This window comes from Kordiimonas sp. SCSIO 12610, from assembly GCF_024398015.1.
Taxonomy (GTDB): Bacteria; Pseudomonadota; Alphaproteobacteria; order Sphingomonadales; family Kordiimonadaceae; genus CANLMI01.
The window spans coordinates 3,212,685-3,234,238 of sequence record NZ_CP073747.1 but is presented as its reverse complement, the minus strand read 5'-3'; the positions used below and the strand labels follow the sequence as shown (position 1 = coordinate 3,234,238).

Annotated in this window: 22 protein-coding genes; 17 read left to right on the top strand and 5 right to left on the bottom strand. The window is 47.0% G+C overall.

All coding sequences use genetic code 11. From position 1 onward, the window contains the following. Positions 1 to 9 precede the first annotated feature (9 nt). Together mtaB and dapF are read right to left on the bottom strand one after the other, a co-directional pair. On the bottom strand, positions 10 to 1,281 hold the full coding sequence (gene mtaB, locus KFF44_RS14880; protein WP_255935592.1) for a tRNA (N(6)-L-threonylcarbamoyladenosine(37)-C(2))-methylthiotransferase MtaB: 1,272 nt from the start codon (positions 1,279 to 1,281) through the stop codon (positions 10 to 12). Then, positions 1,278 to 2,099 (bottom strand): diaminopimelate epimerase, encoded by an 822-nt coding sequence (gene dapF / locus KFF44_RS14875; protein ID WP_255935584.1) that lies wholly within the window; start codon positions 2,097 to 2,099, stop codon positions 1,278 to 1,280. Before dapF ends, mtaB begins: the two co-directional genes overlap by 4 nt. Positions 2,100 to 2,216: 117 nt before the next feature. Here dapF and KFF44_RS14870 point away from each other — a divergent pair, with 117 nt between their 5' ends. Then, entirely contained in the window at positions 2,217 to 3,224 is a 1,008-nt protein-coding gene (locus KFF44_RS14870; protein ID WP_255935577.1) for a hypothetical protein, read from the top strand. Positions 3,225 to 3,228: 4 nt separating this feature from the next. Here KFF44_RS14870 and KFF44_RS14865 read toward each other — a convergent pair whose 3' ends face one another. Both KFF44_RS14865 and KFF44_RS14860 read right to left on the bottom strand, forming a co-directional pair. Then, positions 3,229 to 4,674 carry a DASS family sodium-coupled anion symporter gene (locus tag KFF44_RS14865; protein WP_255935575.1) on the bottom strand — a complete coding sequence of 482 codons (1,446 nt, stop codon included), beginning with the start codon at positions 4,672 to 4,674 and terminating at the stop codon, positions 3,229 to 3,231. 57 nt (positions 4,675 to 4,731) lie between these two features. After that, entirely contained in the window at positions 4,732 to 5,727 is a 996-nt protein-coding gene (locus KFF44_RS14860) for a Gfo/Idh/MocA family protein (RefSeq protein ID WP_255935573.1), read from the bottom strand. A gap of 124 nt (positions 5,728 to 5,851) precedes the next feature. Between KFF44_RS14860 and KFF44_RS14855 the strand changes: the two genes are divergently transcribed. From KFF44_RS14855 to KFF44_RS14805, 11 genes are all read left to right on the top strand, one after another. Beyond that, positions 5,852 to 6,142: a hypothetical protein gene (locus KFF44_RS14855; RefSeq protein WP_255935571.1), complete on the top strand. Its 291-nt coding sequence runs from the start codon at positions 5,852 to 5,854 to the stop codon at positions 6,140 to 6,142. A gap of 210 nt (positions 6,143 to 6,352) precedes the next feature. Continuing rightward, entirely contained in the window at positions 6,353 to 7,735 is a 1,383-nt protein-coding gene (gene ffh, locus KFF44_RS14850) for a signal recognition particle protein (RefSeq protein WP_255935569.1), read from the top strand. Between the two features lie 62 nt (positions 7,736 to 7,797). Further along, positions 7,798 to 8,187 carry a 30S ribosomal protein S16 gene (gene rpsP, locus KFF44_RS16250; protein WP_370691118.1) on the top strand — a complete coding sequence of 130 codons (390 nt, stop codon included), beginning with the start codon at positions 7,798 to 7,800 and terminating at the stop codon, positions 8,185 to 8,187. 43 nt (positions 8,188 to 8,230) lie between these two features. Continuing rightward, positions 8,231 to 8,836 carry a ribosome maturation factor RimM gene (gene rimM / locus KFF44_RS14840; protein ID WP_255935567.1) on the top strand — a complete coding sequence of 202 codons (606 nt, stop codon included), beginning with the start codon at positions 8,231 to 8,233 and terminating at the stop codon, positions 8,834 to 8,836. Beyond that, on the top strand, positions 8,836 to 9,555 hold the full coding sequence (gene trmD / locus KFF44_RS14835; RefSeq protein WP_255935566.1) for a tRNA (guanosine(37)-N1)-methyltransferase TrmD: 720 nt from the start codon (positions 8,836 to 8,838) through the stop codon (positions 9,553 to 9,555). Before rimM ends, trmD begins: the two co-directional genes overlap by 1 nt. 5 nt (positions 9,556 to 9,560) lie before the next feature. Beyond that, positions 9,561 to 9,935 carry a 50S ribosomal protein L19 gene (rplS, locus tag KFF44_RS14830; protein ID WP_255935565.1) on the top strand — a complete coding sequence of 125 codons (375 nt, stop codon included), beginning with the start codon at positions 9,561 to 9,563 and terminating at the stop codon, positions 9,933 to 9,935. A gap of 185 nt (positions 9,936 to 10,120) precedes the next feature. Beyond that, complete coding sequence (gene leuC, locus KFF44_RS14825) at positions 10,121 to 11,533, top strand: 3-isopropylmalate dehydratase large subunit (RefSeq protein ID WP_370691117.1); 1,413 nt, start codon at positions 10,121 to 10,123, stop codon at positions 11,531 to 11,533. Between the two features lie 16 nt (positions 11,534 to 11,549). Next, positions 11,550 to 12,155, top strand: a complete 606-nt coding sequence (gene leuD, locus KFF44_RS14820) for a 3-isopropylmalate dehydratase small subunit (RefSeq protein ID WP_255935561.1) — start codon at positions 11,550 to 11,552, stop codon at positions 12,153 to 12,155. 31 nt (positions 12,156 to 12,186) lie between these two features. After that, entirely contained in the window at positions 12,187 to 13,278 is a 1,092-nt protein-coding gene (leuB, locus tag KFF44_RS14815) for a 3-isopropylmalate dehydrogenase (RefSeq protein ID WP_255935559.1), read from the top strand. Between the two features lie 55 nt (positions 13,279 to 13,333). After that, positions 13,334 to 14,356, top strand: coding sequence for an aspartate-semialdehyde dehydrogenase (locus KFF44_RS14810; protein ID WP_255935558.1), 1,023 nt, complete (start codon positions 13,334 to 13,336; stop codon positions 14,354 to 14,356). Positions 14,357 to 14,497: 141 nt separating this feature from the next. Beyond that, positions 14,498 to 15,355 carry a CoA ester lyase gene (locus KFF44_RS14805; protein ID WP_255935554.1) on the top strand — a complete coding sequence of 286 codons (858 nt, stop codon included), beginning with the start codon at positions 14,498 to 14,500 and terminating at the stop codon, positions 15,353 to 15,355. 4 nt (positions 15,356 to 15,359) lie between these two features. On the opposite strand, the gene KFF44_RS14800 is transcribed toward KFF44_RS14805, so the two are convergent. After that, positions 15,360 to 17,336 carry a S9 family peptidase gene (locus tag KFF44_RS14800; RefSeq protein ID WP_255935552.1) on the bottom strand — a complete coding sequence of 659 codons (1,977 nt, stop codon included), beginning with the start codon at positions 17,334 to 17,336 and terminating at the stop codon, positions 15,360 to 15,362. 288 nt (positions 17,337 to 17,624) lie between these two features. Between KFF44_RS14800 and sdhC the strand changes: the two genes are divergently transcribed. The 5 genes from sdhC (at position 17,625) to KFF44_RS14775 (ending at position 21,552) form a co-directional block, all read left to right on the top strand. Beyond that, entirely contained in the window at positions 17,625 to 18,020 is a 396-nt protein-coding gene (sdhC, locus tag KFF44_RS14795; protein ID WP_255935550.1) for a succinate dehydrogenase, cytochrome b556 subunit, read from the top strand. After that, positions 18,021 to 18,404 carry a succinate dehydrogenase, hydrophobic membrane anchor protein gene (gene sdhD, locus KFF44_RS14790; protein WP_255935548.1) on the top strand — a complete coding sequence of 128 codons (384 nt, stop codon included), beginning with the start codon at positions 18,021 to 18,023 and terminating at the stop codon, positions 18,402 to 18,404. A 3-nt stretch (positions 18,405 to 18,407) separates the two neighbouring features. Next, positions 18,408 to 20,195, top strand: a complete 1,788-nt coding sequence (sdhA, locus tag KFF44_RS14785) for a succinate dehydrogenase flavoprotein subunit (protein WP_255935546.1) — start codon at positions 18,408 to 18,410, stop codon at positions 20,193 to 20,195. 28 nt (positions 20,196 to 20,223) lie between these two features. Beyond that, positions 20,224 to 21,000: a succinate dehydrogenase iron-sulfur subunit gene (locus KFF44_RS14780; RefSeq protein ID WP_255935544.1), complete on the top strand. Its 777-nt coding sequence runs from the start codon at positions 20,224 to 20,226 to the stop codon at positions 20,998 to 21,000. Between the two features lie 108 nt (positions 21,001 to 21,108). Continuing rightward, positions 21,109 to 21,552: a GFA family protein gene (locus KFF44_RS14775; protein ID WP_255935541.1), complete on the top strand. Its 444-nt coding sequence runs from the start codon at positions 21,109 to 21,111 to the stop codon at positions 21,550 to 21,552. Positions 21,553 to 21,554 lie beyond the last annotated feature (2 nt).

Genomic DNA, 21,554 nt, shown 5'->3' with positions numbered 1-21,554 from the left:
TGTCTATTTTTATACCATATGACTAGCAGTCATAACCTGTTCGTCAACCCGGTCAAGCGTCGCCCTTACGATCTCGCCCGCCTTAAAATTACCCGTCAGCTTCACAGGGATAAATTGTTCGCTATGGCCTGTTGCAACACCACCCGCGGCTCGTTCAATCAAAATGTTTGCCGTTTGACCAATCTTAGATGTCATTAGTTTTTGGACTTGCTGTTCACCAAGGCGGCGAAGTGCTTGCGCGCGCTCTTTTCGAACGGCTTTCGCGACGGGTGGCATCTTGGCGGCGGGTGTGCCCTCCCGTTCCGAATAGGGGAAAACATGCAGCCATGTTAGATCACAGTCTTCGACAAGTTTCAGACTGTTTTCAAACATGGCATCCGTTTCGGTTGGGAAGCCTGCGATAATGTCGGCACCAAATACCATTTCAGGGCGCGCCTTTTTTACTCTGTTCGCAAATTCGATTGCATCTTCGCGCATGTGCCTGCGTTTCATCCGCTTCAGGATCATATTGTCGCCTGCCTGCAAGGACAGGTGCAAATGTGGCATAACGCGCTTTTCGCCAATGATGGCGTCATAAAGTGGTTCATCCACCTCGATACTATCGATCGATGAAATTCTAAGGCGCGGAAGGTCGGGAACCAGTTTCAATATCTTCTGCGTCAATATACCGAGCGTTGGAGTGCCCGGAAGGTCTTCGCCGTAACTCGTGATGTCTACGCCCGTCAGGACAACCTCATTATATCCTCGCGCGACAAGATTTTTAATCTGGCCAACCACTTCACCCATAGGAACGGAGCGGCTATTGCCGCGACCATATGGGATGATACAGAAGGTACAGCGATGATTGCACCCATTTTGAATTTGAACGAATGCACGGGCCCGTTCGCCGAACCCATCGATTAAATGCCCTGCTGTTTCTGTGACTGAGAAGATATCATTGACCTGCACGCGTTCAGCACTATCAAGAGATAAGCCTTGAAAGGATTTGGCTTCCAACTTTTCCTGGTTGCCAAGGATTGAGGAAACTTCCTCCATCTCAGCGAATTGTTTTGGATCGATCTGGGCAGCACAACCTGTGACGATAATCTTTGCGTCTGGTCGTTCGCGTTTGGTGCGCCGAATGCTTTGGCGTGCTTGCCTGACGGCTTCCGCAGTAACGCTGCAGGTATTGAAAATCACAACATCATCAAGCCCTGCGCTTTCCGCATGGCGGCGCATTACCTCGCTTTCATAAGCGTTCAGGCGGCAACCAAATGTAACAATGTCAGGTTTGTTGCTCACAGATCAATTTCACCTTTGAAGGCCAATGTAGCACTTCCTGTCATTTGAACTGAATTATCGCCCATCCATTCAATCTCAAGAGGGCCACCATCCAGTAATACGGTTGCTTTGCGACCTTCGATCATATTGCGACGTATAGCGGCAACCGCACCTGCGCACGCGCCTGTACCGCAGGCTTCGGTAATACCGACACCGCGTTCCCAAACGCGTTGGCGAATTTCTTGCCCGTTCACTGAGGCAATAGAAACGTTCACTCGCTCGGGGAATAAGGGATGATGTTCGATCTGCGGGCCAAGTGTTTCAAGGTCGATTCCATTGACATCATCAACAAAAAACACAGCATGCGGATTGCCCATGTTTACACAAACCGGCGTTGATAATGCGCCAAGTGTAAAATCGACCTGCAATGTGTCCATTTTTGCTGCCAAAGGGATAGCTTGCCATTCAGTGTTTGCAGGCCCCATATTCACAGAAATACCAAGTGCTGAAGTTTTAGCGCTTAATAATCCGGCATCGGTTTCAATTGATATGGAAGTAAGTGATTTTTCATCGAGGATAATTTGACCAACACAGCGGGTTGCGTTACCGCATGCCTCTACACGTGATCCGTCAGCATTCCTGATTTCCATAAATACGTCAGCTTGATCGCTGTTGCGCAGCAAGATGAGTTGATCAAAACCAACGCCGCGTTTACGGTTTGCAATCATGCGGACTTGATCATCCGACAGATTAAGATCGTTCTCACGCGCATCAAAAATGACAAAATCATTGCCAAGGCCGTGCATTTTTAAAAACTGATATGTCTGTGTTTCACTCATGCGCTGCTTATATGGGGTGTGGCAGGCCTGAGTCTATAGTTTTCAAAGAACAAACATGACGAAATCGCGCTTTTGTGTAATAAATCTTAGCCTTATTAAAAGAAATATAGTTTGGTTATGCAGAAATTAACTATCCATATGGGGGTTCATCGGGCTGGCTCTACTTCATTACAGTCCTTCCTTCGGGCACACTCAACGGATTTGGAAGAAGAAAATATAAAACTTTTGACGAGGCCTGACCTGAAAGGAACGGGTTTTAAAGGGTATCTAACCAAAGTAAAAAATACGTCTCCTAACAGTTTGATACGGATGTACCTTGAGAAACATCTTAAGAGTGAATTCCAGAAGATTGAGCAGGATCATATTTTAATCAGTGAAGAAAATTTGATTGGTGCTATGCCAGTTATGCGATCGGCTTCTGACTTGGCTTACCCAAAATTGGATCAGTTCTTATACACTCTATTCAATTGGCGTCATGAGTTTGATATTCATCCCCGATTGATCGTGCGCCGTCAGGATAAATGGGTAGAATCATTATATGCTTTTCAGGTGTTTAGGGGGCTAGGGGCCCGATTTTCAGAGTTTACAAATTCTTTTAGTCGCAAGCAGCTTGATTGGTCGTTTTTTTTGAATGCGTTGGAGCAAAGGGGTTTACTGCCACACACGCTGATCATGCCTTTGGAAGCGTGCGGTGGTCAGGACCATAGTGAATGGGTACCTAATTTTTTGGGTATTGATGACGGCACTTTATCTAACCATCGGGTTGAGACTAACGAACGTATGTTGCTACGTGATTTGAAGCTATTTTGGGCGCTGAATAAAATTGGTTGGGCCAAGGGTAAGCGTGGGAAACGCCGCAATCTCAGGCGTAAATTGGTGCAAATGTCCCATATTCATGGTGACCGTGAATTGGACCGTGCTGAGGTTGGTGATTATCTTTTGGAAGCGGGGGTAAAAGTTTCCAATCAAAATTTAAAGCATGTGGAGAGTGCTTATCTCGGCATGGAATATCCCTATTTTTCTGATGTGGAAAGGCAGGAATTCCTGGCGCCGTATCAAAACGCAAACAAAAGTTTCCTTAACCGTCCTGAGGTCTTGGGGGCATCTGATTTGTGGGATATTTGATCCATTAAAATATAAGTGGAATCAGGCTGTAGCAAACTGCGCTAATAATGAATGTCCCAAGTATGTTTAGCCAAAGACCGGCTTTCGCCATTTGGGGTATGGTAAAATTCCCTGTAGAATAAATTACGGCATTGGGTGCGGTGGCAACTGGCAGCATGAAGGCACAGCTTGCCGCCATTGCAGTTGGGGCAGCCAGTAGAATTGGGTCAATGTTTCCTGTGGTGGCGACTGCCGCTAACACGGGAACGAGCGCTGCTGTGGTGGCCGTGTTGGACGTCAGTTCCGTCAGGAAAATTACCAGCGCCACAATCGCAAAGATTAATAATAACAACGGAGCGCCCGACAGTGCCGATAATCCTTCACCTAACCAAATAGCAAGGCCAGTTTTCTTGATGGCAGCAGCGAGGCTAAGGCCACCTCCAAATAGTAGGATAACCCCCCAAGGAAGCTTCACAGCGCTTTCCCAGTTCAATAGAAAATCGCGTTTACCATTACCAGCGGGTACCAAAAACATAGCAACAGCCCCCATTATAGCGATGCCCATATTGGATAGATTTTCCAAACCTGGTATTTCTATCAAAAGTCGACGTGTCATCCATGCGAGTGACATGGAACCAAAGACAATCGCGACCCGAATTTCCGCTTTTGAAATGCCTTTGATTTCCGCAAGTTTTTCCTGAACGACCTTATCACCGCCTTTGACTTCATCTGCATTGAAACGAAAAACTATTTTGGTAACCACGAACCACGCAGCTGGCACCATGCACGCAACGACGGGCACACCCAGCATCATCCATTCCAGAAAATCGATGGTGCGGCCTGTTTGTTGTTCCATAAAGCCGACGACAAATGCGTTTGGCGGTGTGCCAATGATCGTCCCTACGCCCCCAATAGATGATGACCACGCTATCCCAAGCAACAAAGCTATCGTAAATTTATGGCCATGTGCGTTGGTGCCAAGCACTGTTTGGGAAACACTGAGCGCGATAGGCACCATCATCAGTGTTGTCGCTGTGTTTGATATCCACATGGAAAGTGTGGCACTCGCGACCATGAAACCGCCAATCAATGCGGCGGGGTGACTGCCCGCGCGTTTCAGGATGTTTAAGGCAATCCGTTTGTGCAGGTTCCAGCGCTCCATCGCCATTGCAGCAATGAAGCCGCCAAGGAGCAGAAAAATAATTGGATCAGTGTAAGGGTTAGAAGCTTCTTTGGTGGTTGATACACCAAGGACTGGTAGCAGTATTAGGGGGATCAGGCTTGTCGCTGGTACCGGTATTGCTTCTGTTGCCCACCATATCGCCATGAAAATAACAACCGATGCCACCTGCCATGCTTCATAGGTAAGGCCAGCGGGTATTGGCGCCAAAAGCATGAGAACAAAAACAATTGGCCCCAATATTAAGCCAATATCCTGATAACGTGCTCTTTTACTAACTAACTCTGACATATAAACCTCTCCCACATTTGCTATGGGTACCCTGAAAGTTTGAAAATGCCAACAGTACTATTGATTTGCCTTCAGGCAGGCGGCTTCCCACTCAGTGAGAAATGCCATGATTTCAAGCGAGTCCTTTAGGCGAGGTGCTGGCCTAATGGCTTCTTTTGATTTTTGACTTAGCGACGCCTCAACCATTTTAACCTGATGATAAAAGGCATCATGATCAGCATCCACATAGATATCTTCTGTTGATCCATCATATCCTTCCCACCGAATATGATTGCGTCCCGCGAGCGGGAGCCATGGATTGGTGATGAATGATAATGTACCATTTTCACCGATCACATCAAACCGATGCGCGAGGCCATAGCTGTCGGAAGATTGGAGTGTTGCAAGCACACCATTATTAAATCTAACCGCCGTTGATGCGTCCTGAAGGTTCCCGTCAATTGCTGACCAATTCCCCGTGCCAGATAATTCACGATTCAAAAATGCTTTTTCCCCGCACATTGTCTGGATGGTCAGGTGCATTAATGATACCGGATAGCATCCAAGATTGTATAAGGTGCCCTTGCCAAGTGGATTAGCGAATTTCGCAATATCTGCTGCATAGTATCCGTTGATTGACTTGAGGGTGCCAAAGCGACCATCCTGAAGCAGTGAAACAAACTTTCTGATGACAGGGTGGGATAGATACATCAGCCCTTCGACAAAGAAAACATTATGTTTTCGCACGCATTCTATGAGCGCAGATGCATCCGCCATATTGGTGCAGAGTGATTTTTCGCACAATACCGCCTTGCCGTTTTCGGCTGCCCTTTGGGTCATGGTGTGATGAATGTGGTTCGGAAGGCCAATGTAGATAATATCGACTTCTGGGTCTGCAAAAACACTTTCGTAGCCAGAATAAATTTTTTCAGGACTGTATTTGTCCTGCATTTCATCAAGGGCATCTATATTTCTGCCAGCAATAGCAAAAATATTTGAGCTCATGCTCATTGCCACGGCATCAGCAACCTGATGTGAGATAAAACCAGTACCCAATATGGCCCAATTCAGCATGTGCTATGTTCCCGCGAATAATATATAGGATGAGTAACGTGGTTGGTGATGTTTTCAAAGTATGTTTTAGTATGTTGATTATCTAGTAGCGTTTTTAGGTTACGGAATATCCGAGGGAATATTGTTGCGTGTGAAATATTTTTGGGAAGATATTGGCGATAAAATCGCCATTTTTGTGTTAAGAGTTTTATCAAGGTTCAGAGAAGATCCAAATGCGTGCGATCACGAATGGGAAGTTTACAGTACTGCTTTAAATCAAGGCTGGTTGGAACTGACCTGCCATAAATGCATGTCTAATGGTGCGGTAGAAGATCCAACAAAAGAGGAGTGGGAAAAAGCTTTCGACGCGTCATCGTCACCATACCGTTGGTATGAGAACGAACGGGTTACACTTGGTCAGCGGATTAAGATATAAAGCATTTGCTTGACTTTATCGGGCGAAATCAGTAACCAAACCACAATTTCCATAGGAAAGAACAATTTAGCTAGTGTCCTTAAAGGCATTCGATATTGATTTGCCGGGATACCCACCAGTCAGCGAGGTTCGCACACTGGTGCCATTAGTGCTTGTTTTAACCTATTGAAAAATATGAATTTTAACGTGTTGTGAAAAGGATTTAAGGGCATGTTTGACAATCTGTCAGATCGATTAAATTCCATCTTTGATGGCTTGAAGCGCCGTGGTGCTTTGAAAGAATCGGATGTGACAGCTGCCCTGCGTGAAGTCCGCGTTGCCCTTTTGGAAGCTGATGTTGCCCTGCCTGTCGTGAAAAGTTTCATCGACAAGGTAAAGGTGAAAGCCGTTGGTCAGGAAGTTCTTAAGTCAGTCACGCCCGGCCAGCAGGTTATCAAGATCGTAAATGACGAGCTTGTTGCTATGCTTGGCTCCGAGGCTAGCGGTATCAACACGGCTGGTGTTCCCCCAGTTGCGATCCTGATGGTGGGTTTGCAAGGTTCTGGTAAAACAACCACAACAGCCAAGCTCGCGAAACGCCTTACGGAAAAAGAGAAAAAGAAGGTCTTGATGGCGTCCTTGGACGTGCGCAGACCAGCGGCGCAAGAGCAGCTTAAGGTTCTTGGTGAACAGATTGGTGTGAAAACCCTGCCGATTATTGCGGGCCAGATGCCGGTTGATATTGCCAAGCGCGCGATGGACGCAGCAAAGCTTCAGGGCTTTGATGTCGTGATGCTTGATACCGCAGGTCGTTTGCATGTGGACCAAAGCCTGATGGCAGAGGTGATCGCGGTTCGTGATACAACGATGCCGCTTGAAACCCTTCTGGTCGCGGATAGCCTTACGGGTCAAGACGCGGTCAATGTCGCGAAAGAATTTGACGCGCAGGTTGGTATCACAGGTGTTGCGCTTACGCGGATGGACGGTGATGGCCGCGGTGGTGCCGCGCTTTCGATGCGCTCAGTTACGGGTAAGCCTATCAAGCTTGCGGGTACTGGCGAGAAAATGGATGCGCTTGAGGATTTCCATCCTGAGCGTGTTGCAAGCCGTATCCTCGGGATGGGGGATGTTGTCAGCCTTGTTGAAAAGGCAGCTGAAACCATCGAGCAGGAAGAAGCTGAAAAAATGGCCAAGAAAATGGCCAAGGGCGAATTTGATCTTGATGATCTGCGTTCGCAGCTTCAACAAATGTCCAAAATGGGCGGTATGAAGGGTGTGCTTGGCCTGTTGCCGGGTGTTGGCAAGATCAAGCAAGCCATGAACCAGTCCAACATGGATGATAAGATATTCAAGCGCCAGGAAGCGATTATCTCTTCGATGACGCCGAAAGAGCGTAAGCAACCAAAAATGATTAATGCGTCACGTAAGAAGAGGATCGCTGCGGGCTCAGGCACGAGCGTTCCAGAAGTGAACAAGCTTCTGAAGATGCATATGCAGATGGCGAAAATGATGAAGAAAATGTCCCAGATGGGCAAAAAGGGCAAGATGCCCGGTTTGCCAGGAATGGGCGGGATGCCGGGTGGTTTGCCACCAGGCTTCGACAAACTGATGTAACCAAATATTTAACTAACAATTATCTAACTGATTGAAGAATAAACCCTGAAAGGAATTTCAAAATGGCAATCGCAATTCGTTTGGCCCGTGGCGGCGCAAAAAAACGTCCTTACTACCGTATCGTAGTTGCTGATACACGTGCACCACGTGACGGTCGTTACATCGAGCGCGTTGGTAGCTATAACCCAATGCTTGCAAAAGACGACGAAAAGCGCGTTATCTTCACTGAAGACCGCGTGAAGCATTGGCTGGGTCAAGGCGCGAAGCCAACTGACCGTGTAGCACGCTTCCTTGAAGCTGCTGGTCTTGTTGAAGGCAAGAAAGTTCGCAACAACCCGAACAAAGGTAAGCCGGGCCAAAAAGCACTTGAGCGTATTGAAGAGCGCAAGGAAAAAGCTGCTGCTGCCGCTGAAGCTGCTGCAGAAGCAGAAGCTGCACCAGCAGAAGAATAAGATCGCTTCGATATCTTAATCGAACAAGCAAGGGCTTCAGCATATGTCCAATAGCCGTAATGAACGCGTACAACAAGGCGTAGAAGACGGTTGGGTCTGTGTTGGGGCCCTCGGTGCATCACACGGTGTGCGCGGTGAATTGCGGCTTCGTTCTTTCACCGATGATGAGGAAACAGTTTTTCAGTTTTCTGATCTTCGGAAGAGGCCCAATGGTGCAGCGATCAAAATCAAGAAAGTGCGTAAGCACAAGGATGACTTTATCGTTCGTGTAGACGGCATTGAAAACCGCGAAGATGCGCAGACGCTTAAGTCAACCAAGCTTTATGTTCCGCGTGAAGTTCTGGATGATGTGATCGATGAAGATGAGTTTTATCTAGCCGATCTTATTGGCCTGAATGCTATTGACGAGGCTGGTAACTGGCTTGGATTCGTTCGCGCAGTTGAAAACTTCGGTAGTGAAGATCTGATTGAGGTGGTTCTTGATGAACCTGTGAAAGGGCTTGGGCGTTTTGCCTTCATCCCGTTTCGTAAGGTATTCATTCCAACGATTGACCTCAAGGCGGACAGACTGGTGGTTAATTGGGCTGATTGGCTGAAAACCCAAGTGATTGCAACGGCTGAAGAGCAAGAGAAAAGCGGGAAAAAATAATGGCTCCGCTCTTCACTGCACAGGTTTTGACGCTATTTCCCGATATGTTTCCGGGCTACCTCGGGCAATCGCTCGCTGGAAAAGGCCTGAAAGACGGGAAATGGGCGTTAAAAACGCTGGACATCCGCGATTTTTCGAGCGATAAGCACCGCTCTGTCGATGATACCCCATCTGGCGGTGGTCCGGGCATGGTGATGCGGGCGGATATTTTGGGCAAAGCGGTTGATGCCGCGAGAAGCGAGGCGGCGGATGAATGGCCGCTTATGTATCTAAGCCCAAGAGGTCGGCGGTTTGATCAGGCGGAAACCAAAAGGTGGCAAAATGCCGGTGGCGTGACGTTACTGTGTGGGCGTTTTGAAGGGATCGACGAACGTGTTTTAGAGGCACGGAATATCGAGGAAATAAGCCTCGGTGATTTTGTGCTTTCTGGCGGTGAACCAGCGGCACTTGCTATGCTGGATGCAACAGTCAGATTGTTGCCGGGTGTTATGGGTACTACCACCACGCTCGATGAAGAAAGTTTTGAAAGCGGATTGCTTGAATATCCGCAATATACCAGACCTCAGGTCTGGGAAGGCCGGGAAATCCCGGAGGTGCTTACAAGTGGGCATCATGGACGGGTTGCTGAATGGCGACTTGAAAAAAGTGAAGAACTAACTCGGATACGCCGGCCTGATCTTTGGTCGACCTATGTTCGAAATAAAGAAGAAAAGGTCTAAGGACGATGAATATTATTCAGAAGCTCGAGCAAGAGCAAATTGCTAAGCTTACCGAAGGTAAGGAAATCCCAACATTTGGTGCGGGTGACACACTCCGTGTTGACGTGAAAGTTCGCGAAGGCAACCGTGAGCGTATTCAGGCATACGAAGGTGTATGTATTGCGCGCTCTAACAAAGGCGTTAGCTCTAACTTCACGGTTCGTAAGATTTCTTACGGCGAAGGTGTTGAGCGTGTATTTCCACTTTATGGCCCGGTTGTAGACAATATTACTGTTGTTCGTCGTGGTAAGGTTCGCCGTGCGAAACTGTACTATCTTCGTTCACGCCGTGGTAAATCTGCACGTATAGCTGAGAAGCAGGACTTCAATCGCAAGAAATAATATTTCAAAATATACAAATAGATGTAATATTATGTTGCGTCTGTTTGCTGATACGATTAAGGACGGTGACAGAGTATTCTGTCGCCGTTTTTTATTGGGTGCATCGCCTCTCAGTAATCAACATCACAGAAGAAAAGGATAATGTCAGGATCAATACATAGTCAAATGTAGATGGCCAAATGTAGATGGATAGAATAATGCCTAACACAATGTACGATAAAATTTGGTCGAACCATGTTGTAGAAGAACTATCAGGTGAGGTGGCGCTTCTGTATATTGATCGCCATCTTGTACATGAGGTTACATCGCCGCAAGCGTTTGATGGCCTGCGTGCAAAGGGCCGTAAAATTCATCGGCCTGATAGCATTATCGCTGTTCCTGATCATAATGTTCCGACTAAGGACCGTAATCTTCCTAATCCTGATCCTATGTCAGAGGCGCAGTTGGACGCGTTGGAAAAAAATGTGAAGGAATTTGGCCTTGATTATATCCCTATGAATGATGTGCGTCAGGGCATTGTTCATGTGGTTGGACCAGAGCAAGGCTTTACCCAACCCGGAGTAACGCTTGTCTGCGGAGACAGTCACACATCAACGCATGGTGCCTTCGGTGCGCTTGCATTTGGAATTGGAACGAGCGAAGTTGAGCATGTGCTCGCGACCCAAACACTTCAATTGAAGAAATCCAAAAATATGCGGGTTACGGTATCCGGCGAGTTACCTGTTGGGTGTTCGGCGAAGGATGTTGCCCTCGCTATCATTGGCAAAATTGGCACGGGTGGTGGCACCGGATATGTGATCGAATATGCTGGTTCTGTTATCGAAGCGCTATCGATGGAAGGGCGGATGACACTTTGTAATATGTCGATCGAGGCTGGTGCACGAGCGGGCCTTGTTGCACCTGATGATAAAACATTTGAGTATCTTAAAGGCAGGCCCTATGCGCCAAAAGGCGGTGCATGGGAAAGTGCTGTTGCGTTTTGGCAGGCGCTTAAAACTGATGAAGGGGCTGCTTTTGATAAGGAGATTGAGATCAATGGGGCTGATATCGCTCCGCTGGTAACATGGGGCACGAGCCCTGAGGATGTTGTGCCAATTACGGCGTCTGTTCCTCAGGTGGTTGCCTTTGATGATCCTGCGAAACAAGAAGCCGTAAAGAAGTCACTTGAGTATATGGGATTGTCAGAAGGTCAGATGATCACAGACATTCCGGTTGACCGTGTGTTTATCGGCAGCTGCACCAACAGCCGTATTGAGGATATCCGTGAAGTGGCAAAGGTTGTAAAGGGCCGTAAAGTCAATGAACGCATCATCGAGGCGCTTGTGGTGCCGGGATCTGGCCTTGTGAAAGAACAGGCAGAATCCGAAGGACTTGACGAAATTTTGTTGGAAGCGGGGTTTGAGTGGCGAGACCCAGGATGCTCTATGTGTCTCGCGATGAATCCGGACCGTGCAGGTGTGGGTGAGCATGTGGCATCCACGAGCAACAGGAACTTTGTCGGGCGACAGGGGCCAGGTGCTCGTACACATTTGGTAAGCCCTGCAATGGCGGCAGCGGCTGCGATCGCCGGCCATTTTGTCGATGTGCGCGACTTTTAAGGAAAGGGCGAGGCTGATGCAAAAATTCACACAAATCACATCAATTGCAACACCATTCCCGCAAGTAAACGTTGATACAGATATCATTATTCCGGCTAAGCATCTGAAATCAATTAAACGAACCGGCTTTGGAGAGTTTGCTTTTGAAACCATACGCTTTGACGGCGATGGCAACCGTATCGAAAATAATGTTTTTGACGGCGATAAATACAAAGATGCGAAAATTCTGATCGCAGGTGATAATTTTGGCTGTGGATCGAGCCGCGAGCACGCACCATGGGCAATCGCCGAACTGGGATTTCGCTGCATTATTGCACCAAGTTTTGCTGATATCTTTGCAGGCAACTGTGTCAAAAACGGTATTTTGACAATTGCCTTACCGCAGCCTGATGTTGATGCGCTTGTGCTTGCTGCCGAGGCCGGGCATGACATTCATGTGGACCTTTCGGAGCAAACGGTTAAATGCCAGAATGCACACTATGATTTCGATTATAATCCTGCCCACAAAGCAATGCTGATGAATGGTTTTGATGAAATCGACACAACACTGCAATCGACTCAAGCTATCCGGTCATACGAGAACGAGCAGAAATTGATGACACCTTGGTTGTTCAAGGGATAATTGGCCCTAATTAAATAAGCAGGAAATTAAAATGACAACACATAAATTAATGCTTTTGCCGGGTGATGGAATTGGCCCTGAAATTATGGCTGAGGTTACTAAGGTTATCGCGTGGACCGAGCGTGCCTTTGATGTAACGTTCGATGTATCAAGTGGGCTTGTTGGTGGCTGCGCTTATGATGCTGAGGGTGTTCCCTTAAGCGATGAAACACTTGCCGCGGCCAAAGCGTGTGATGCCATTATTATGGGAGCCGTTGGTGGCCCCAAATGGGATGGTGTGGATTATGATAAACGACCTGAAGCCGGACTTTTGCGCCTTCGCAAGGAGTTAGATGCTTTTGCAAACTTAAGACCTGCGATCTGTTTTGACGCGCTTGCAGACGCATCAAGCCTGAAACGGGAATTTGTGGCTGGTCTTGATCTTTTGTTTGTGCGTGAACTCTCTAGTGGTGTTTATTTTGGCGAACCACGGGGCATTGAAACGCTGGATGATGGTAGCAGGGTCGGTATCAATACCCAGCGTTACACCGAGGCCGAGATTGAGCGAATCGCCCATGTTGGATTTCAAATGGCACAAAAACGCGGAGGCCGTGTTGCGAGTGCTGAGAAATCCAATGTGATGGAGGCAGGCCTTTTGTGGCGCGAGGTGGTGACAGAAGTCCATCAAGACCATTATAGTGATGTGGAGCTAACACATATCCTTGCGGATAATTGCGCGATGCAGCTTGTGAAGAATCCGAAGCAATTTGATGTGATTTTAACGGATAATTTGTTTGGCGATTTACTCTCCGACGAGGCTGCAATGCTCACGGGATCATTGGGTATGTTACCTTCTGCATCGTTAGGAAATGGCGAAATGCCTGGGCTTTATGAGCCTGTGCACGGATCCGCCCCTGATATTGCAGGTGAAGGTATCGCCAATCCGATCGCGGCGATCCTTAGCTTTGCGATGGCGCTTCGTTATTCCTTGAATATGGGTGGGGCTGCGACCGCAGTTGAGGCTGCGGTTGATCGTGTTCTCGCGGATAATGTTCGCACGAGCGATATTTGGGCGGAGGGTACAATGCGGGTCACAACGTCACAAATGGGTGACGCTATACTTAAAAAACTTGACGATAACTAATGGCTCTATAGATAGAGCATTCTTTTTAATTCCATTGTCCATAAGGAGACCATAAATGGGCTTTCGTGTCGCTGTTGTAGGTGCGACCGGTAATGTCGGTCGTGAAATGTTAAACATCCTTGCTGAGCGTGATTTCCCGGCGAAGGATATTGTTGCGCTCGCATCCCGAAAGTCGATTGGTCAGATCGCTATGTACGGCGATAAGGAACTTAAGGTACAGGCACTGGATGATTTCGATTTTGCAGGCACTGCTTTTGCGTTCTTTGCTGCGGGTTCGGGTGTTTCGAAAGAACATGCACCACGAGCTGCCAAAGCGGGTGCGGTTGTGATTGACAATTCATCCCTTTACCGGATGGATCCGGATGTGCCGCTTGTGGTGCCAGAAGTGAACGCGCATGACCTTAAGGATTTTGCAAAAAAGAATATTGTTGCAAACCCAAACTGTTCGACAGCGCAAATGCTTGTGGCTTTGAAGCCCTTGCATGATGCTGCGGTGATCAAACGGGTTGTTGTATCAACATACCAGTCAGTTTCTGGTGCTGGTAATGCCGCGATGGACGAATTGTTCCGCCAAACGCGTGCTATTTTTGTGAACGATGATATCGAGAAAGAGCAATTCACGAAACAGATTGCTTTCAATGTGATCCCGCATATCGATGTGTTCCTCGATGATGGATACACCAAAGAAGAGTGGAAAATGGTTGCCGAAACCAAGAAAATGCTCGATCCGAAAATCAAGCTTACGGCAACATGTGTGCGCGTGCCTGTGTTTGTGGGGCATTCAGAATCGCTCAATATAGAATTTGAAAAAGAAATTTCTGCTGATGAAGCGCGTAATATCCTTCGTGAAGCGCCGGGTTGTCTGGTTGTTGATCGCCGTGAGGACGAAGGCTACATCACACCTGTTGAATGTGTTGGCGATTTTGCAACCTATATTTCGCGTATCCGTGAAGATATCACTGTAGAGAATGGTCTGAATATCTGGGTTGTATCTGATAATCTGAGGAAGGGTGCAGCATTGAATGCTGTTCAAATTGCAGAATCGATGATTAACCAGAAACTGGTAACTGCAGACTAGAAATAAAGTATAAATGATGAATGGAGCGGTGAGAAAATTTTTCTCGCCGCTTTCTTTTTGTGAAGCCACTTATTATGATTCACCTCATTGCATGTGAGTTATCAGTTTAAACGCCTCGTCATTTAGAAATGGATTTTGGTTATGAGTGAGCTTTATCGCAGTGTCCTTTTTATGCCTGGGTCGAACCCTCGAGTGATCGAAAAAGCGCGCACTCTTGATGTTGATGTGATTGTTTTTGACCTTGAAGACGCGACGGCACCAGAAGCTAAGGAAACGGCTCGAGGGCTTGTTTCAGAAGCTTTAAAGGACGGCGCATTTGGAAATAGTAAACTGGTTGTCAGGATTAACGGGCTGGCCACCAGGTGGTGGCAAGATGATATTGCGGCTATAGGGGCTTTAAATCCCGAAGCAATCATTGTTCCTAAAATCAATGATGCGAATGATGTGAGCATTATAATGGATGCGATGAACAAGGCAGGAGCAAACGACACAAATCTCTGGGCTATGCTCGAAACGCCAATCGCATTTTTGAATGCTGGTCAGATTGCTGGGTCAAGTGATCGATTGCAGGCACTTGTTGTTGGTACCAACGACCTTGTGAAAGACCTTCGCGCAAGACATGTCCCAAACCGTGAGAGTGTGATAACGGCCCTGGGCACGGCTGTATTGGCAGCGCGTGCATATGGTCTTCTTGTGATTGACGGTGTCTATAATGATTTTATGGATGATGAGGGTTTAAGGTTACATGCCTTACAAGCTAGGGACATGGGGTATGATGGGAAAAGCCTTATTCATCCGAGTCAGGTTGCCATCACAAATGAAGTTTTTTCGCCGAGCCATGATGAAATTGCAGACGCGAAGGCTTTGATTACAGCCTACAAAGAAGCTAAGGTGCTAAACAAGGGTGTTGCTACCTTTAAAGGTAAAATGATCGAAGAATTACATGTGGTAGAGGCCGAGCGTATTCTGGATGTCGCGAACACGCTCGGAATTGGTTAAGGCGCTAGTCGCCAATATGCTTCGCTAAGAACTTCTCAGTTTCTTTTAGTAAAGTCATACGTGACGCTTTGGTTACCATATTGTGCGTTCCGTCATTGATCTTGATATATGTACTGTCTTTACCTAAATCAGTCAGTTTAGTGTGTGTAGAGCGCGACATGCGATAATCGATCCTGGTATCATCAACAGATGACATTAAAAGTACTGGTATGTTGATTTCATCAGCACGGTCATGGGGCGAAACAGTTTTATCGTCTGCCCCTCTGAGACCCATACGTTTTATCCATGCGCTGCCCCCAACAGACTGGTTTTTGTCGGTAGATTTAAGTCTGGGTAAATCAGTAACACCATTTACTGAGATGGCGCATTTATAAAGTCCAGGTTCCTTGATAGCTCCCATAAGGGCTGCGTATCCACCATATGAAGCGCCTGCAATGCAAATGCGTTCTGGATCAGCATAGCCTTCCGTAATTAACCATTTGGTGGCGTCGGTCACATCATCCTGCATTAGGCCACCCCACTGCAGAATTCCTTTGGTCAGGTATTGTGTACCGTACCCACTCGTTCCTCTAAAATTCGGCTGAAGAACGATGTAGCCTCGGTTGGCGTAAAATTGTGCCCAAAAATCCCAATGCGCGGAATCCCCGGCAACATGTGGGCCTCCATGAGGCAATATTACACTTGGCATATTTTGCGCTTTTCGGCCCGCAGGCATGGTTATCACTGCTGAAATTGTGCTGCCATCACGGACGGGAATTTTTAGCATCTTTGCAGTTGCCATTTGCTCCGCGTAGATTGGCTCGCGTGCAGGCGAGATGTAGTTTAACTGTTTGTTTTTTCTGTCATATAAATAGTAGGTACCCGGATCACGATCATTCTCGGCATATATGAGATATTTTGTTTCATCTTTCGACATGCTCGTTATTGAAACGATCATACCTTTAAGTGCCTTTTGCATACTTCGCTGAACAATCGATAGATCTTTGTCAAAGTATTTCACGCGAGTAAAATCGTCAGTATAATAAACACCTGCAACTTTGCCCGTTATAGGATGATAAACCATCCCGCCAATATCAACTGTGGCACGTTTGAAGATTTCCTCCACAGGTTCACCTGATCTTAGATCAAGTGTGAAAATACTATCGGTTCCGTAGGCGTTGCGGCCACTTACGTAAATAATGTTTGGGTCATTTGTAAAATCTTCAAACTTAAAGCGTTTATACCATTCTGTTTTCTTGAGATTGATCCATTTACCATTTGGCTGTTTGAATTTTACTTTGTACGTTGAACCGTCGTAACCCGTTCCATAAACAATTTCGGAGTTTTGGTTTGTGTACCAGTTTTGGTAACCGCGTAAGTTTTTTTGTATTTCTTTACGCTTACCATTTTCGACATTAACTCGATAAACTGATGTTTCTGCATCCAGATCGAAGTCCATAGCAACAAGAATATGTTTGGGGTCCTTTGGAAGTAGGTCGACAATGTTTTCGATTTGTGATGCAAACGACTCGACTTTATTGGCAGAAGCGCTGGCGACTGACCGCTTAGGTTTTCCAAGCCATTTAAATTTGCGATTTTTAAGGTTGAAAGAAAAGAGACGACTCTGAGCTACTTCGCGACCAAACTCCTCGCGGTATATTGTTCCGCTTAGTTGTAGTAAAATTATCTTGTCATTAATCCAATAGAAAGTGTCAAAATCACCGCCATCTGGCGCTGGTATGAGTTGCTTGTTCTCACCTTCGACTGTTTGTGCAACAACTGCTTTTCTGCCCTCATATTCAATAACATATCCGACCATCTTTCCATCAGGTGATAATTTCATTTGCGATAGGTCTGGTAGACTTGCAAATGCTTCTACCGGCAAAATCGGCGGCGCTTTCGTATTGTCTTGCGCAATGCAGATGTTTGTAAATATGCAGGATATAATTGTAAGGTATATGATACTTGATAGTGTCTTTGTAACAAAATGATGCGGACTCATAAATCACCCCCGATAAGCTCTTTCTACACAGTGAAAATTGTAATTTACACTGTGTAAACTTTAGTTTGTCACGAAACCGTGAGCAAGAAATTTCTCAAATGCGGCATTTTTTCGCAAGAAAGGCATAATCGCATCTTGCGGTTTCTTCGTAAGAAAGGCTAAAAGATACTGTATTTTGCACAAAGAATAATTGAGAATCGTTCGCAATTAATCATTTGTCTTTATGAGGTTAACAACTTTTCCGTATCAACTGGTGAAACGGTGAAGAATTTTTGTCAGGAGATCAAAATGGCACAGGTAAAACGCCCACTATCTCCACACCTGCAGGTCTATCGCTGGGGTGCTCATATGGCTGCGTCTATCATCAACAGGATGACAGGTGTTGCGCTTAGCGTGGGTACTATCTTGTTGACTTGGTGGTTAGTGGCGATTGCAACTGGCTATGAGTATTTTAATACCATTCAAGGCTATGCAGATAGCGCTTTTGGACGACTGGTATTATTTGGTATAACTTATGCTCTCATGCAGCATTTTGCAGGTGGTATTCGCCACTTGTTTATGGACGCGGGCAAAATGTATGACCTCAAGTCCAATACTCTCAGTGCCAAGCTGACTTTTGTCTTTGCGATTGTAGCAACGCTCGCAATTTGGATTGCAGCCTACAAAGTGATGGGGAGGCTTTAGATGACTGATTTTAATACCCCATTGTCGAAGGTACGTGGCCTGGGATCTGCAAAGGATGGAACGCACCATTGGTGGGTTCAGCGCGTTACAGCGATTGCCAATTTACCGCTCGTTTTATTCATGGTTATCTCATTTGTTGGTAATGCGGGCAAAGGACATGCTGAGTGGGTGGCATGGCTGCAGCAGCCTGTCGTCGCCGTGTTGACTATTCTTTTTGTCCTGAACATCACATATCACATGCGTTTAGGGCTTCAGGTTGTGATTGAGGATTATGTTCATTCACACGGTCTGAAGGTTGGCAGTCTGATACTTATTACATTTGCTTGTGTGCTCATAGCAGCGCTCAGCGTCTTTTCAATTCTTCGCATAGCGTTCGGGGGATAATACATGACAAAAAGTTACCCGATTACTCATCACACATATGATGCGGTTGTTATCGGCGCCGGTGGTTCTGGCCTTCGCGCTACAATGGGGCTTGCTGAATCTGGCCTTAAGACCGCTTGTATCACAAAGGTTTTCCCTACACGCTCACACACGGTGGCGGCGCAGGGTGGTATCGCTGCTTCGCTCGGTAATATGGGCAAAGATACTTGGCAGTGGCATATGTATGACACTGTTAAAGGGTCTGACTGGCTCGGTGATCAGGATGCGATCGAATATATGGTTCGTGAGGCACCTGCTGCTGTTTACGAACTTGAGCATTATGGCGTTCCGTTCTCCCGTACTGAAGAAGGTAAAATTTACCAGCGTGCATTTGGCGGTATGACGACAGAATTCGGTGAAGGACCAGCAGCGCAGCGTACGTGTGCGGCGGCTGACAGAACTGGTCACGCAATGCTCCATGCGCTTTACCAACAGTCGCTAAAGTATGATAGTGACTTTTACATCGAATATTTCGCGATTGATCTGATCATGGAAAACGGTGAATGCCGCGGCGTGATTGCGATGAATATGGAAGATGGTTCAATCCATGCTTTCCGTGCGCAGGCAACCGTGCTTGCAACAGGCGGGTATGGCCGTGCTTATTTCTCTGCAACATCAGCACACACCTGTACAGGTGATGGTGGCGGTATGGTGCTGCGCGCTGGATTGTCGCTTCAAGACCTTGAGTTCGTACAGTTCCACCCGACAGGTATTTACGGTGCTGGCGTTCTCATTACCGAGGGTGCTCGCGGTGAAGGTGGTATCCTTATCAACTCTGAAGGCGAGCGCTTTATGGAGCGTTATGCGCCATCAGCGAAGGACCTTGCGTCTCGTGATGTGGTATCACGCTCAATCTCTAATGAGATTCGTGAGGGCCGCGGTGTAGGACCGGAAAAAGATCATATGTATCTGCATCTGGATCACCTGGATCCGGCGATCCTCGCGGAGCGCTTACCGGGTATTTCTGAATCAGCGAAAATTTTCGCTGGTGTGGATGTGACCAAAGAGCCGATCCCGATCTTGCCAACAGTTCACTATAATATGGGCGGTATCCCAACCAACTATCATGGTGAAGTGATCAACCCAACCCCTGAAAATCAGGACAATGTGGTCAATGGTTTGTTTGCAGTTGGTGAAGCGGCATGTGTATCTGTGCACGGTGCTAACCGTCTTGGTTCTAATTCGCTGATCGACCTTGTGGTGTTTGGCCGTGCGGTTGGTAAGCGTGTACCAGAAATCGTGAAAGCTGGCGCAACACAGAAACCTCTGCCTGCCGGATATGAAGAGATGGCGCTTGGCCGTCTTGATAAGGCGCGTTACGCAGATGGCTCAACAAGTACTGCGGAAGCGCGACTTTCCATGCAGAAAGTGATGCAGAATAATTGCGCGGTCTTCAGAACCGAGGAAATCCTCTCTGAGGGTGTTGAGAAGATTGATGCAATCGCGGCCAATATGGATGACCTGAAAACAACAGACCGTTCACTTGTTTGGAATAGTGATCTTATCGAAACGCTTGAGCTTGATAACCTTATTGGTCAGGCAGTTCTCACGATGCACGGTGCGAATGCCCGTAAGGAATCGCGCGGTGCACACATGCACGAAGATTACCCGGATCGTGACGATGAAAACTGGATGAAACATACAGTTTCATGGTTCGACGGTAAGAAAGTAACACTTGGTGAACGTACAGTTCATGACTATACGCTTACGGAAGAAGTTGAATATATTAAACCGAAGGCTCGGGTTTACTAAGGCCTGATTGGTAGGAAAGGAATAGAAAATGGCTGAATTTTCGCTACCCGCCAATTCAAAAATCGGCAAGGGTAAAACTGTAAAAGCTGAAGGCGCGAAAAACACCAAAAACTTCAGTATCTATCGCTGGAACCCCGATGATGGTGAAAACCCACGCATGGATACCTATGAAGTTGACATGGATAGCTGTGGTCCAATGGTTCTTGATGCCCTTATCAAGATCAAGAACGAAATGGATAGTACTGTAACCTTCCGTCGTTCGTGCCGTGAAGGTGTGTGCGGGTCGTGCGCGATGAATATCGATGGCACCAACACGCTCGCCTGTACGAAGGCAATTGAAGACGTGAAGGGTGATGTCGCGATCACACCGCTCCCGCATATGGAAGTTGTGAAGGATTTGGTACCAGATCTTTCAAACTTTTATGCGCAGTATGCATCAATTAAACCCTGGATGCAGACGCAAAGTACGACGCCGGAGAAAGAGCGCCGTCAAAGCAAGGAAGACCGCCAGAAACTGGACGGCCTTTACGAATGTATTCTTTGTGCATGTTGTTCGACATCATGCCCAAGTTACTGGTGGAATGGTGACAAATATTTAGGCCCTGCGGTTCTTCTGCAAGCCTATCGTTGGTTGATCGATAGCCGCGATGAAGCGACCGGCGAGCGCCTTGATAACCTTGAGGACCCATTCCGTCTGTATCGTTGCCATACAATCATGAACTGTGCGAACGCATGTCCGAAGGGCTTGAACCCGGCGAAAGCTATCGCAGAGATCAAGAAAATGATGGTCGAGCGTAAAGGGTAAATACCTGCGCAATTGAGATGAAAAAAGCCGGCTTTTTCGCCGGCTTTTTTATTGCACGTACTGGATTCTATGATAGCGTGATTAAGCGCGTTCAAAAGGGGGTGAAAGATGTCTGAGCTTTCTTCAGAAGAAATAAACATCGAGACAAAAGGTGCCTGTATGTGTGGGGCTGTTAAGCTGAACATACATGCAATGCCCATAAAGGCAGGCGCGTGCCACTGCAAGATGTGCAGGCGTTGGTCCGGTGGGCCAAACATGACTGTTGATTGTGGTGACAATGTTTCCTTTGAAGGGGAAGAAAATATTGGTCGCTTCAAATCTTCTGAATGGGCGGAGCGGGCCTTCTGTAAAATTTGCGGGTCAAATCTGTTTTGGCGCATGTTGGATACGAACCAGCATATTATCTCGGCAGGCTTATTGGATGATGAAAGTGTTCTGACTTTAGATCATCAAATCTATATTGATCATAAGCCTGCTTACTATGATTTTGTGAACAAGACGAATGATATGACCGAGGCCGAAGTGCTCGCCCTTTATGCGCCTGAAGCGTAAGT

Coding starts and splice junctions, on each gene's coding strand:
- dapF (WP_255935584.1), bottom strand. CDS start 2,099: ATGAGTGAAACACAGACATATCAGTTTTTAAAAATGCACGGCCTTGGC.
- KFF44_RS14870 (WP_255935577.1), top strand. CDS start 2,217: ATGCAGAAATTAACTATCCATATGGGGGTTCATCGGGCTGGCTCTACT.
- KFF44_RS14865 (WP_255935575.1), bottom strand. CDS start 4,674: ATGTCAGAGTTAGTTAGTAAAAGAGCACGTTATCAGGATATTGGCTTA.
- KFF44_RS14860 (WP_255935573.1), bottom strand. CDS start 5,727: ATGCTGAATTGGGCCATATTGGGTACTGGTTTTATCTCACATCAGGTT.
- ffh (WP_255935569.1), top strand. CDS start 6,353: ATGTTTGACAATCTGTCAGATCGATTAAATTCCATCTTTGATGGCTTG.
- rpsP (WP_370691118.1), top strand. CDS start 7,798: ATGGCAATCGCAATTCGTTTGGCCCGTGGCGGCGCAAAAAAACGTCCT.
- rimM (WP_255935567.1), top strand. CDS start 8,231: ATGTCCAATAGCCGTAATGAACGCGTACAACAAGGCGTAGAAGACGGT.
- trmD (WP_255935566.1), top strand. CDS start 8,836: ATGGCTCCGCTCTTCACTGCACAGGTTTTGACGCTATTTCCCGATATG.
- rplS (WP_255935565.1), top strand. CDS start 9,561: ATGAATATTATTCAGAAGCTCGAGCAAGAGCAAATTGCTAAGCTTACC.
- leuC (WP_370691117.1), top strand. CDS start 10,121: ATGGATAGAATAATGCCTAACACAATGTACGATAAAATTTGGTCGAAC.
- leuD (WP_255935561.1), top strand. CDS start 11,550: ATGCAAAAATTCACACAAATCACATCAATTGCAACACCATTCCCGCAA.
- leuB (WP_255935559.1), top strand. CDS start 12,187: ATGACAACACATAAATTAATGCTTTTGCCGGGTGATGGAATTGGCCCT.
- KFF44_RS14810 (WP_255935558.1), top strand. CDS start 13,334: ATGGGCTTTCGTGTCGCTGTTGTAGGTGCGACCGGTAATGTCGGTCGT.
- KFF44_RS14805 (WP_255935554.1), top strand. CDS start 14,498: ATGAGTGAGCTTTATCGCAGTGTCCTTTTTATGCCTGGGTCGAACCCT.
- KFF44_RS14800 (WP_255935552.1), bottom strand. CDS start 17,336: ATGAGTCCGCATCATTTTGTTACAAAGACACTATCAAGTATCATATAC.
- sdhC (WP_255935550.1), top strand. CDS start 17,625: ATGGCACAGGTAAAACGCCCACTATCTCCACACCTGCAGGTCTATCGC.
- sdhD (WP_255935548.1), top strand. CDS start 18,021: ATGACTGATTTTAATACCCCATTGTCGAAGGTACGTGGCCTGGGATCT.
- sdhA (WP_255935546.1), top strand. CDS start 18,408: ATGACAAAAAGTTACCCGATTACTCATCACACATATGATGCGGTTGTT.
- KFF44_RS14780 (WP_255935544.1), top strand. CDS start 20,224: ATGGCTGAATTTTCGCTACCCGCCAATTCAAAAATCGGCAAGGGTAAA.
- KFF44_RS14775 (WP_255935541.1), top strand. CDS start 21,109: ATGTCTGAGCTTTCTTCAGAAGAAATAAACATCGAGACAAAAGGTGCC.